The sequence below is a fragment of the Microcoleus sp. K4-B3 genome, assembly GCF_036704615.1.
Taxonomy (GTDB): domain Bacteria; phylum Cyanobacteriota; class Cyanobacteriia; order Cyanobacteriales; family Microcoleaceae; genus Microcoleus.
Window position 1 is genome coordinate 38,147 of sequence record NZ_JAUBSF010000044.1, and the last position, 11,985, is coordinate 50,131.

The 11,985-nt window shown below is 48.6% G+C and carries 9 protein-coding genes and 1 pseudogene; 6 read left to right on the forward strand and 4 right to left on the reverse strand.

From position 1 onward, the window contains the following. Positions 1 to 410 precede the first annotated feature (410 nt). Both QUA78_RS18750 and purM read right to left on the reverse strand, forming a co-directional pair. Positions 411 to 614, reverse strand: a complete 204-nt coding sequence (locus QUA78_RS18750; protein ID WP_333304625.1) for a hypothetical protein — start codon at positions 612 to 614, stop codon at positions 411 to 413. A gap of 337 nt (positions 615 to 951) precedes the next feature. After that, entirely contained in the window at positions 952 to 1,980 is a 1,029-nt protein-coding gene (purM, locus tag QUA78_RS18755; protein ID WP_333398963.1) for a phosphoribosylformylglycinamidine cyclo-ligase, read from the reverse strand. Between the two features lie 492 nt (positions 1,981 to 2,472). Here purM and QUA78_RS18760 point away from each other — a divergent pair, with 492 nt between their 5' ends. From QUA78_RS18760 to QUA78_RS18775, 4 genes and pseudogenes are all read left to right on the forward strand, one after another. After that, a complete protein-coding gene (locus QUA78_RS18760; protein WP_333305706.1) occupies positions 2,473 to 3,549 on the forward strand; it encodes a septal ring lytic transglycosylase RlpA family protein in 1,077 nt (358 codons plus the stop codon). A gap of 202 nt (positions 3,550 to 3,751) precedes the next feature. Continuing rightward, entirely contained in the window at positions 3,752 to 5,368 is a 1,617-nt protein-coding gene (locus tag QUA78_RS18765) for a bifunctional pantoate--beta-alanine ligase/(d)CMP kinase (protein ID WP_333305708.1), read from the forward strand. 613 nt (positions 5,369 to 5,981) lie between these two features. Continuing rightward, positions 5,982 to 6,908: a polysaccharide deacetylase family protein gene (locus QUA78_RS18770; protein ID WP_333305718.1), complete on the forward strand. Its 927-nt coding sequence runs from the start codon at positions 5,982 to 5,984 to the stop codon at positions 6,906 to 6,908. 160 nt (positions 6,909 to 7,068) lie between these two features. Beyond that, a pseudogene (locus tag QUA78_RS18775) lies at positions 7,069 to 7,472 on the forward strand (Uma2 family endonuclease); the annotation flags it as partial. 38 nt (positions 7,473 to 7,510) lie between these two features. Here QUA78_RS18775 and QUA78_RS18780 read toward each other — a convergent pair. Next, entirely contained in the window at positions 7,511 to 8,077 is a 567-nt protein-coding gene (locus QUA78_RS18780) for a Uma2 family endonuclease (protein WP_333305709.1), read from the reverse strand. A gap of 39 nt (positions 8,078 to 8,116) precedes the next feature. Further along, the gene (locus QUA78_RS18785) at positions 8,117 to 9,184 is read right to left on the reverse strand and encodes an FAD-dependent oxidoreductase (protein ID WP_333305711.1); all 1,068 of its coding nucleotides are present in this window, start codon (positions 9,182 to 9,184) and stop codon (positions 8,117 to 8,119) included. Positions 9,185 to 9,460: 276 nt separating this feature from the next. On the opposite strand from QUA78_RS18785, the gene QUA78_RS18790 reads away from it, so the two are divergent. Both QUA78_RS18790 and QUA78_RS18795 read left to right on the forward strand, forming a co-directional pair. After that, positions 9,461 to 10,306, forward strand: a complete 846-nt coding sequence (locus QUA78_RS18790; RefSeq protein ID WP_333305713.1) for a YaaW family protein — start codon at positions 9,461 to 9,463, stop codon at positions 10,304 to 10,306. Positions 10,307 to 10,349: 43 nt separating this feature from the next. Further along, entirely contained in the window at positions 10,350 to 11,909 is a 1,560-nt protein-coding gene (locus QUA78_RS18795; RefSeq protein ID WP_333305714.1) for an O-antigen ligase family protein, read from the forward strand. Positions 11,910 to 11,985 lie beyond the last annotated feature (76 nt).

The window sequence follows — 11,985 nt, forward strand, 5'->3', positions numbered from 1 at the left end:
TAAAAAGTCCGTTACCTTGTGTAGAGTCAGCGGCGGTATTTGTCAGATAGACAAAGTTAGATTTAGTTGGTCGCTCAATTGTTGATTAATGGCAATTCCCGTTTCTCCGGGAGTGTTGTAAATAGCGGGGTTGAACGCTCCAAACCGAGAAAGTGCGCCTTGGGCTGCACTATCAAAATAAGGGTTGATTAAAGGAGCTACATCATCATAACTAAGTTTTTTTGCCCCAACTTCAACATTAGTGCGGCTCCCGATGAGGAACTGATAGCTAATGGGAGCATCTCATATTTGTAAAAATACTTCTTGTGGCTCCTTCCTTCTTCCTCTTTCCTTCTGCCTCCTGCCTCCTGCCTCCTGCCTCCTGCCTCAAAACTCCAATTTCTAGCTTGGTTGCAAAAGTGAGATGCTCCCTAGCTGATTTTATCGAGGGTGATTTGAGGGCCGCTATCCCCGTCAAAGTTGGTGCGAGTCATGGGAGTGGCGGTAGGGCGATCGTACCGAGCGTTGTTTCTTGCTTGCAGCCGCGTTCTCAAACGATCAGTTCCAGTAAAGCTAGTATCGAAATTCAACCGCACCCGATCGCCCAAGTTGCCAGGAGTTTTGTCATCACCCACAGCTTATTTAACAAGCCTGTTCTACTTTTGGGCGATCGGCCAACACCACAAACTCAATGCCCATATTAAAAGTCATGAATACCAACTAAAGTTGGTGAAGGTATTGTTCAATAAACCGAGTTTCTGAAAATATTGTTGAAAAATCCGCCCTAAAAAAAGAAACTATTACCTATTGACTTTTTGGGAATTATTGTGGTACAATTAGATAATGGGAGTGGTAGCTTAAATTTAAATTTTGCTACCATTCCCATTATTTAATTGTACTTTACTGAATGCTTAGAGTCAAGCTTTTAACCCTAAAAAAAAAAGGATTTTTTTTAGATTCATTCAACTAAAATTAATCGAAGCCCATTATTAATTCTCCGTTCCCCTCAATTACTTCGCCGATCGCCCAAGCACCAATTCCCTGAGATTCAAACCATTTAACAGCCTGTTCTACTTCCCTGGGAGCGACCAACAGCACAAACCCAATCCCCATATTAAAAGTATTGAACATATCTGCTGTTGCAACTTGTCCTGCTTCAGCAATCCACTGGAAAATCGGCAATTTTGGCCAGCTATTGCTGTCAATTTTCACAGCTTGATTTGCTCCCAAACAGCGGGGCAAATTTTCCGGCAAACCGCCGCCCGTAATGTGAGCCATGCCGTGAATTTCTAAACCGCTCTTAATTGCTTCGAGGACTGGTTTAACATAAATTGTAGTCGGAGTTAACAGCACTTCTCCTAAACTTTTGCCGCCTAAATGTTCGGGTTGGGAATGCCAATCAAAACCCCAATCGCCCGCAATTTTTCTCACCAAACTAAAACCGTTGCTGTGCACGCCCGAACTCGCCAGCCCCACAGCGACATCTCCTACCCGCACCTGCGAACCGTCCAACAATTTGCTCTTTTCGACAATTCCCACGCAAAACCCCGCCAAATCGTACTCTCCCGCTTGGTAAAAACCGGGCATTTCTGCCGTTTCCCCTCCGAGCAAAGCACAGCCCGCTTGCTTGCAACCGTCAGCAATCCCGGCCACCACCGCAGCTAATTGTTCGGGATTTAACTTTCCCGTCGCTAAATAATCGAGAAAAAAGAGGGGTTCGGCCCCGGATGTCAGCACGTCGTTGACGCACATCGCCACCAAGTCGATACCTACCGTGTCGTGCCGATCGAGATTGTGGGCTAATTTCAACTTAGTCCCAACGCCATCAGTACCCGAAACCATCACCGGCTCTTTTAAACCCTCCGGGACGCTGAAAAAACCGCTAAACCCGCCGAATCCGCCCAAAACACCCGATCGGTGCGTGCTCTTGACCATACTCCCGATGCGCGAGACAAAAGCTCTGCCCGCCTCAACATCCACACCTGCTTCTCGATAATCCATAAGTCCGCCAAATCGATTTCTAATTTTTAGTTTATTCCGATAACAGTTGACAAACAGCTTTTTTCACACTAGCCATTTGGCAGCCCACAAAAAACAATAAATTTGTGTAAAATTTTGTAAATTTTTCAGGAATGGCTGAAACGGCTGTAAGCACTAGAACTAAAGGATTTTATGATAGAGAGTTCTGAGAAAATTTAATGAAGATTTGGTGAAAATCGCGATCGCAGCGATCCCCAACCGCAAAAGTTTGTGGTAGTCTGTTGCAGTTCGTGAACAAAACACAAATTGCGAATCGAGTATGAGTTGTCAAGTGTCAGGGAAATTTCAGCCAAATTTATTTGGGGCTGAAGCATTAAAGCAAAAACGCACCCCGATACTTTGCTTTGACTCACGGGGGAATGGCGGAGGGCAAGAGAGAAATCCTTGACGCCCGCCGCCAAACGGCCAATCCTCCAATCTCGGTTGGCAATGGCTCTTCACAAAAATGGACGTATGAAGGAAAAATTTGTTGGTGCTCTACTCGCTGTCCTGTTAGTTCCTGTGGTAGGAACGGCATCCTCTTGTCACGCACAAGCAACAGGTGCCGGCAAGCAAAACTCTCAGGCTTCTAAGCAAGTAATTTCCACCGAACCGTCCCCGCAGTTAAACGCGACTCGGGTCGAAGCACAAAAAGTCGGACAGTATCAGTACCAAGCAAGAGCTGACATTGACCGAGACTCGATCGCCAAAATTCAGCCCCACGACTTGGGCGGGCGACAAGCAGCGACAGTCTACGTGCGAAACATTCCAGTCATCACCTTTGTGAACGCCAGTCCGGAAAAAAACACGCTTTTGGGAGAAACTGGCGACAGCAAAGCCGGTGCTAGCAGTCAGATGCAAGTAGCGGGCGCCAAAGAAAATCCCAAAGTTGGAAACATTGCCAGCAACGACCGCATCCAAGAATCCGATCCGGTGTGGCGGGCATCGAGCTTAGCAGCAAGACTCAACCAGCTAGCCCGCAACAACATCGATCCGAACAGCATTACCGTTAAGTGGGAAAAAGGCGATCGCTACATTATCCAGGCAAACGGTGAGGACTTGGTAAACATCAACGCCGAAACCATGCTCCCGGACACCACCAGCAACTTTAGCCGAGACGCCCTGCAAGCAACCAATCGCCTCCGCCGCCTTCTGGGTAACGCCCCACCCCTGCAAGAAGTCGCAGGCAGACCCCAGCCAGAACCCCCCGTGCTGTCTCTGGGCCCAGTTCAATTGCGCCTCAGCGGCTGGGCTTCCTGGTACGGCCCGGGATTTGACGGCAACCTCAGCGCCAGCGGCGAGCGTTTCAATCAAAATGATTTGACCGCAGCCCACCGCCACTTGCCCTTCGGAACTAGAGTCATGGTGAGAAACCTCGACAACGGCCGCACCGTAGTCGTCCGCATTAATGACCGCGGCCCCTATGTGGGCGATCGGCTCATTGACTTGTCCGCCGGCGCCGCCAGCGTGCTGGGAATGATGAGCAGCGGCGTTGCGAGAGTGGAAATCGAAGTGATCGAACCGCAGCAGCAAACAACAGTTGGACGCTGAACGGTACTCTAAGGCAGAATACAAAATTTATCCGAAGTGTAGAAGGCAGAAACTACAATAAAACTCACATCTTGCACTCGTCGCCATAGTCCCGCTCTCTTGTACGCGAGCTTGTTGCTAACATCGGTGCAAGAGGTCAGATCGAACAAATTCTGACAAATAAATTCTGTATTCTGCCGAATGCCTTCAGGAGATTCTACCGGTGCGCCTCTTTACTACCATTGCAGCACTTCGCTGCTACTTAAATTCACAAAAGTCTGCTGCACCTCATGTGACAGTCGGTTTGGTGCCGACGATGGGAGCTTTGCACGCAGGACATCTAAGCTTGATCCAGCGGGCAAGGCAAGAAAATGCGATCGCCCTGGTCAGCATTTTTGTCAACCCGCTGCAATTTGGGCCAACAGAAGATTTTCAAGATTATCCTCGGAATTTCGAGCAAGACCGGCTGTTGTGCGAACAAGCTGGGGTTGATGTCATTTTTGCTCCCTCAGCAACGGAAATGTTCGGCAACCAAGCGGTCGATTCCCTACGGGATAGCTTCGCTTCACGCACAGAAACAGAGAAAACCGCCCAAAAACATATAGAGATTCACCTTTCATCATTAACTCAAGTAGTACCGCCGCCGGCGATGACATCGGTTTTGTGCGGCAAGTCGAGGCCCGGTCATTTTCAGGGCGTCGCGGCAATTGTGACTAAACTTTTGAGTTTGGTGCAGCCGACAAAAGCTTATTTCGGTCAGAAAGATGCCCAGCAGCTAGCAATAATTAGGAAGCTGGTCTTTGATTTGAACTTGCCTGTAGAGATTGTCGCTGGTTCGATCGTCCGCGAAGAGTCGGGACTGGCAATGAGTTCTCGCAATCAGTATTTAACAGTAGAGCAAAAACAGCAAGCCTCCGTACTCTACCGCGCGCTGCAACAAGCCTCGGAAACTTTTGCTTCAGGGGATCGCACCGCAGCGGCCGCACTCGCTGCCGCGCACGCAGCAGTCGCAGGAGAGCCCGCAGTCAAGCTCGAATACGCCGAACTCGTCGATCCCGACACTTTGACGCCCTTGCAGGTTGTGGAAACAGCAGGACTTTTAGCCGTGGCAGCCAGAGTCGGCTCTACTCGCTTGATTGACAATATAATTCTTAGGAACCGCCGGCCAATTGTGGCGATCGACGGCCCGGCGGGAGCTGGCAAATCTACTGTAACTCGCCTTGCAGCAACAGCTCTGAACTTGTTTTATCTGGATACCGGCGCGATGTATCGGGCGCTGACTTGGCTGGCATTGAAAACAGATACGCCGATTTCCGACGAATGCGCGATCGCCGAATTAGTCAGTTCCAGCTATTTGGAATACAACCTCGATCCCGCATCAAAGATGTTGAAGATTAACGGCAAAGACGTAACCGAAGCAATTCGCAGTTTGGAAGTGACATCCCGCGTGTCGGAAATGGCGGCAATTCCCGCCGTGCGACAGTTTCTGGTGGAGGAACAGCGGCGCTGCGGCACAAAAGGCGGAATTATAGCAGAAGGCCGCGATATCGGCACTAACGTGTTTCCCGACGCGGAACTGAAGATTTTTTTGACGGCTTCGGTACAAGAGCGATCGCGCAGGCGGCTGTTAGAACTTAAAGACACCGATCGGGCTAATATTAGCTTGGCACAGTTGGAACAAGACATCGCCCTACGGGACGAAAAGGACAGCACCCGCGAGGTTGCACCTTTGCGCAAAGCGGCCGATGCTGTGGAAATTCAAACCGACAATCTGACTGTTGCTGAAGTTATCGATCGGATTGTCGGCTTGTACAAACAGAGAATCGGCCCTAAAAGTTAATTTTACGACGCTGGGGGCGCCCGATCGATCGCCTCATATCAAATCCGGTTAAACCAACTTGCAGTGTCAGGTAGGGGCGCGGGCCGATGCGGTCTGAGTCCCTAAGAATATCGTGCCATTAACCCGATTGGAGCGCCGTCCCCCTAGCTGGGGAAAAAGTTCAAGCATCCCGCGTTTTCATGGGTTAGGAGATTTCTGGCGCACAAGTCTTAAATTTTTTTATCCGGACGGACTTCCCCGCGATCGGTCATTTGCAGTAGCATCTTTAGGTGCCATCTAATTTAAGAGTATCTTCTAACAATACTTCCGACAGTTTCATTGCCCGCGCATAGGTAGCTAGAAACCGGGTTTCTACGAGTTTTGCGACCAGTCACGATAAATCTACGAAGAAACCAAAGCTGGTTTAGCAAGGCCGCGAGTCCGCACAATTGAAATTAGGTTTTGAGATTGTAGTCAGCGTTGTCCTGTGCAAGCATATTGCCCTGGAACCCTACTTCTACTGTTGGCAATCAAAAACTTTCCGAAGTATTGTTCTAAAGTGGATTAACTTGATATCAGCATAAAATCTAGAATTAACTGTGCAAGGTGTGAAGGAGAGAATGACGTGACAAAAATGAAACGGTTGTTGAGGCGGCGAAAAACGTTAATCGTTGCTTTTCTGGCCGCTACAGCAAGTTTTTTGCTGGGTGTGACGTTGCCGATTAAGTTGCGGGCAAATCAGCCATTGGAACCGATTCAGGCGCAAGTCTTGGCCGTATCCCAGTCGCAAGAACAACAGCCGATGTTCAATATTAATAAGTTCTCCGAGGCGATCGCCCATCGAGTTGAATTGTCCCAACAGGCTCTAGCCCAATTGCAGGAAATGCGCTTTCAATCAACCGTACTGTCGCAGTTTCAAGGTACAACTATTCGTGAGGCGAAACTCGACTCCCAGCACAAGGCGATCGCCCTGACATTTGACGACGGCCCCTGGCCGACAACAACTAAACAAATCCTAGATATTCTCAAGGAAAATAATATTAAGGCTACATTCTTCTGGGTAGGAAGATACCTGCAAACTTCTCCCGAAATTGGCAAACAGGTCGCAGCAGCAGGTCACGCGATCGGCAACCACACTTGGAACCACGAATACCTTAAGTATAACGAAGACGGTGCAGCTCGCGAGATCGATCGCACTTCATCCTTAATTGAGAAGTTGACGGGCGTCCAAACATCTATGTTCCGCCCGCCAGGAGGCATTTTAAACAATGGATTGGTAGCTTACGCTCAAAAGAAAAATTATGCAGTTGTGATGTGGTCTGCTGATTCTTTTGATTGGCGCACTCTTACGGAATCTTTGATGGACAACGTGATGAGGCAGGCAAATTCCGGCGGCATTGTGTTGATGCACGACGGCGGCGGCAATCGATCTAGAACTGTAAAAGCTTTGCCTGATATTATTGCTCGATTGAGAAAGGAAGGCTACATTTTCGTAACAGTTCCCGAGTTATTGCAGATGCAAGAACAAGAGTTACAAAACCAGAAAACAGCACAAAAATAACAATTTGGAAAAGTGGGAGATTACACCATTTTTCCATTTTTTTGTATGAAGATTGCTCGATTTTTCAGAACGATGGCTATCTTGGGTCACAGAAATGGATCGACAGTCGCTATGGTATAACAGAGCATCAGTTCGATCGCGAGTCGATAGCGTATCAGCCATGACCCAAAGTGTCAGTGCGACAGGGTTGCCCCCCGCCTTCTCGGATCGCACTCAACTCCCCGAATCTGACGGCACGTTCCTGAAGAACTTCCAAGAACATCCGCAGACTATTCTGCTCACAGACTCCCTAGAAAGCACACTGCAAACGCTTCACCCGACGGACAATATGCGATCGGGCAGGATAGCGGCATCTACTGTCGCAAAACCGACCCACCCGAACGCGGAGCCGAAGCCCCTGACTGGTTCTACGTCCCGAACGTTCCGCCTTTGTTAGACGGAGAAATTCGCCGCTCTTACGTGCTGTGGCGCGAGTATATGGTGCCAATAATTGCGATCGAGTTAGCCAGTGGGGATGGTTCCGAAGAACGCCACAACACGCCTTTATCTCGTGTGCTAGAAGGAAACCGTTAGTGCAATTGAATTGATCGAATCTCAGGAGTTCAGAGTATGCTCACACCCCGATATAACTCCTCAATGGCCATCTCCAGCCCAATACTGCGCAACCTCACCGGATCGCCTGCTTCATAAACCACCGTTTCCCACCGCAGGGAACTCGCATCCTGCACCCGACGGCGACACTCCACCCGCATCTGGTTCTGCGCGATTAAAACATACTCTTCCAACGATTCAAGCTGTTGATAATCCTCAAACTTCTCACCCCGATCGAAGTTTTCAGTCGAAGAGGATAGAACCTCAGCAATCAACTTGGGATAACGCTTCACATAACGATCTTCGCGATCGCGCGGATCGCAAGTGACAAACGCATCTGGATAGTAGAAGAACGCATCCCCATAATTCACCTTGACATCAGCCGAAAAAAACTGACAGTCACCATCGCGCAGGTGAAGGTTAATCGCAGTTATAAAATTAATACAGAGACGGCTGTGGTCATCGCTACCTCCCGCCATCGCGTACACCAAACCGCGCCGATATTCATGCCGGACGGTATTATCACGTTCGAGGGCAAGGTAATCTTCGGGGCTAAACCCAGACGGGATGGCAATCATAACGTTAGAGGCAAAATCGATACCTTAATTGTAGCCATGTTACCAATTTAGGCTGGAATCTAAGGGCAAATTTTGCAACTGAGAATTCACCCAATTAGCCGCCGCCCAACCCGAGCGCAAAGCACCTTCTATTTGACCTTCCCCGCACAAATCCCCGGCACAAACCAGCGGCAAATTCCCCCCAGCAGGCAAACAAGAAACAGGCAAAGGATTTCGACAAAAAGCATAGCGCCAGCGGTGAACCTGCAACCATTCCGGCTGCTTCAGCCAAGGGATTAAATATTCAGAAGTGCGATCGAGCAATTCTTGACCGACTGTTGGCAAATCAACAGATTCTAGATAGCGATCGGCAAAATTTGCGCTGCTGTGAACCACAAACACCGGCTGCTGCGACTCAAGCCGCTTGCTGCTGTCCCAGCCAACCCAAGCTAAATCAGAATTATCAGGAAAAGAAACAGATTTCCACTGCGGATTTAGATTACTTAAATCTTGCTGTTTTGTCGCAGAATAGCCAGCCATAACCGTAATGCAAGGGTCGTACTCCACAGAATGCAATTTGTCAAGAAAATCAGATTTAAAACCAATTTCCGAATTCAAAAACATTAAAGCTTGAGGAGCAGGAATTGCCACAACCACAGCCTTAGCAATCAATTCTTGAGGCGTCTGTAAATAGTCATCAGTAACTTCTAGGGAAAGATGCCACATTTGGTTATCTGTAGTAGAAATAGCTTCTACGCGGCGGCCAAACCAAATTTCTAAACCCTCCGCCAGATACTTACCCACAGCATTCATTCCAGCAGGTGCGACATAACAAGAATTAGGAATAGCAGAAAGTTCCCCCTGTCTGAATTCCCAGACAGTATCAGTCCAGAGTTTGAGGATGTGCCGATCGACCAAAGCCTCAATTAACCCCTGCACCGCATCCCCCTGGGGTTCGAGATACCGCGCCCCGTGATCTGCCCTAGTGCCCTGTACGCGGCGGGTAGCAACACGTCCCCCCGCGCCGCGAGATTTCTCAACAACCGCCACAGAATAACCAGCTTGACGCAACCGTTGAGCGCAACTCAGCCCCGCCATACCCGCACCAATCACCGCAACATCGAACATAATCAATCAGTCAGCCTTGTGAATCTAAACATCAGCTTAAAGGCTGCGAGCTGAATTTGTACCTTACCGATGACTCAAAAGAGCCGTAGCACGGGCGAGGGCCCGACGCCATCGCCCTGCACCAAGTAGTAGAATAAAGGACAGCACGAATCCATGATTGAGACCGGATAAAAAAATGCCACTGTGGGTAAATCCTAAATCCCAATGGTTGTCTACCAGCAGCAATCTAAAATCTAAAATCTAAAATCTAAAATCGAATAGGGGAGGGCAACAGTCTTGGACGAACTCAGAGCCGCACTAGAATTGACAACAGAAGAAGAATTGCAGCAACTAACAGAACTTCTGTTCAGCCGCAAGTTTAACCCTTTAGATTACGTGCAAACCCCCGCACCCATAGACATACAAAGTCGCGATCGCGAAGCATGGCTCGACGCCGTAGAACAGCGGTTTCGCTATCTTGCAGCCGACGGGTTGACGGTACTCAGAGGGCGAACCCAACAAGTTACTTACAGACAAGCACTAATTCAAGTTTGTCGCTATCTCAAAATCCCTTATCCCAAACAGTTGTCAACCACCGACTTAGAGGCAGAAGTATTTCTGCACTTAATGGGCCGCGCGTGGAAGCGTTTACCTGCAGAGGAACAGCAAGCGCTGACAGTGCGCGTACAGCGAGCGATCGTTGATTCTAAACTCTCAGAACCCCTGCCCATTTCAGCAGAAAAAGACCCGCTCGGTTTGCTGTTCAAAGGCGGCAGCGCTTTAGCTGTTAGTTCCATCTTAAAACCAATGTTGCTCAAACTAATGGCAAATCAATTTGCGCTGCATTTTGCCACCTATCAAATGGCAAAACAAGGAGTGCTTGCAGGCACTGCAACCGCAGCAACCCAGTTTCAAAATTATGTGGCAATTCAGACGGCGCGGCGCGGTATGGCGGTGAGTGCTGCTCGTTACGGTGCGACGCGGAGCGTATTTTCGTTGCTCGGCCCGGTGATGTGGACTTGGTTTTTTGCGGATTTGGGTTGGCGATCGATTTCCACGAACTACGGCCGAATTATCCCGACCATTTTTGCCTTAGCTCAAATTCGCCTGACGCGATCGGAATGCGTTTGGGAACTAGCTTAACGATGGTAAATTGTAGATTTTAGATTTGAGATTGGGAGTGTGGGTGAATATCAAAAATCGGTTGAAATTAGCTGCCAAACTGACAGCCGAAAATCTCAAGTCTCGCCTCCAAAAACATCCCGATCGCCGCCTGCAAATCCCTTGGAATTTCGCTCAAGTGGGGATGCTGATTTTTCCCTTAATTCCGATTTTGGGAGCTTTAAGTTTATTCCTGGGATTGGCCGGCACTTGCAAGCAAAACTTCCGTCAAATTAGTCGTCGCCCGCTGAATCGCGGCTTCGCAATTCTGAGCGCGCTGCTAGTAATCACAGCGGTTTTTGCTAACAACCGCATCGAGGCTTTTTTAGGGTTGTGCAATTTCTTGCCGTTCTTTATATTGTTTGCCGCTTTCAGCAACTTAATTCAAACTCCGGCTCAATTGCGGCAATTGTCTTGGATGATTGTAATTAGTTCAATTCCCGTCATCATTTTAGGTCTGGGACAGCAATTTTTAGGTTGGAGCGACATCGACGATCGATTGCAGCCTATTTTTGGCTGGGTACTCGAACCTAAAGGCAATCCCCCCGGTCGCATGGCTTCTGTATTTATGTACGCTAATATTTTAGCTTGCTATCTGACAATTGCTTTTATTTTAGCACTGGGACTGTGGATGGAAGAAGGCAGAAGGCAGAAGGCAGAAGGCAGAAGGCAGAAGGCAGAGGGAAGAAGGCAGAAGGAAATAATTAATGAATTGCAAATTCCCAATTTCCAATTACCCATTCCCAATTCCCAATTCCCAATTACCGCTTTCCAATTACCGCTTTCCAATTACCGATTCCTATTTTTAAGTTTTGCAGCGATCGGAAATGCTGTTGCTTTGATTTTTACTAATTCTCGCAATGCTTGGGGACTGGCAGTTGTGGCAGTTTTGGCTTTTGCACTTTATGCGGGTTATAAAAAATTATTAGCGGCGGTTTTTGGTGTGGCTACCACAGTTTTTTTGTCTGCCTTTGGCCCCGAACCTTTACGGCAGTACTTGCGAAGAATTATCCCGGCTTTTTTCTGGGCTAGACTCACCGACGAGATGTTTCCAAATCGGCCAACTGCTACTTTGAGAACTACTCAGTGGGAATTTGCTTGGTCGATGACTCAGCAGCGTCCTTGGACTGGTTGGGGATTGCGAAATTTTACGCCTCTCTATCAAGCTCAGATGCAAGAATGGCTCGGTCATCCTCACAGTTTGATACTGATGTTGACTGCGGAAACGGGAATACCCGCAACGCTTTTGTTGTTTGGTTTAGTTGGTTGGGTTTTGGCTAGGGGTGTTTTGCTGCTGGCGAATTGGCCGCTTTTTTCTGTGGATATTAAACCGGAGCAAATAGCAACACAGGAAGTAGCGGCAAATGCTTTAGTGTTCCATCAAAACTCAATATCTAGTATCACAAATCCGGTGGTTGGTCAAGAGGTAAGAGCGGCCGATCGCCTAATTTTTTTCAGTTATTTATTAGCCTTCGCTGCCTGTACGCTTTTTAACACTGTAGATGTGACGCTGTTTGATTTTCGACTCAATACTACAAGCTGGTTGCTGTTAGCCGCAATTTGCGGAGTCAGCCAGAGGGAATAGGGCATCGGGCATCGGGCATCGGGCATCGGGCATCGGGCATCGGGCATCGGGCATCGGGCATCGGGCATCGGGCATT